This window comes from Chryseobacterium sp. SIMBA_029 (assembly GCF_046535275.1).
Taxonomy (GTDB): Bacteria; Bacteroidota; Bacteroidia; order Flavobacteriales; family Weeksellaceae; genus Chryseobacterium.
On record NZ_JAWRXA010000237.1, the window covers coordinates 1 to 277 of the forward strand.

Annotated in this window: 1 protein-coding gene; it reads left to right on the top strand. The window is 61.4% G+C overall.

Translation table 11 applies throughout. The features are described 5' to 3' along the window. Positions 1-277: hypothetical protein (locus SB679_RS23965; protein ID WP_410704743.1), on the top strand; the 277-nt coding region annotated here is incomplete at both ends.

Sequence of the window (277 nt, forward strand, 5' to 3'; positions counted from 1 at the left end):
TATCAATCTCCAGCCTCGTGGCCCAAGCCCCGACTTCAACCGGCTACGGCATCGCCTTGCCCGTGTTCTGGGCCGGTTTTGTGATGCTTCCGCTGTCGGTTGGAAGCTTCCTCGCGAATCGTATGGTGCGCCGTTTGGCGCGCAGGATTCCGTTGGCGACTTTGCTGCCGATCGGCGCAGGCATTATGGCAGCCGCCGGAATGCAGCTCTGGTTTGCCCACACTGCGCTTTGGGAGATCCTGACCGGGATGCTGGTATTCGGCCTGGGAATGGGTGC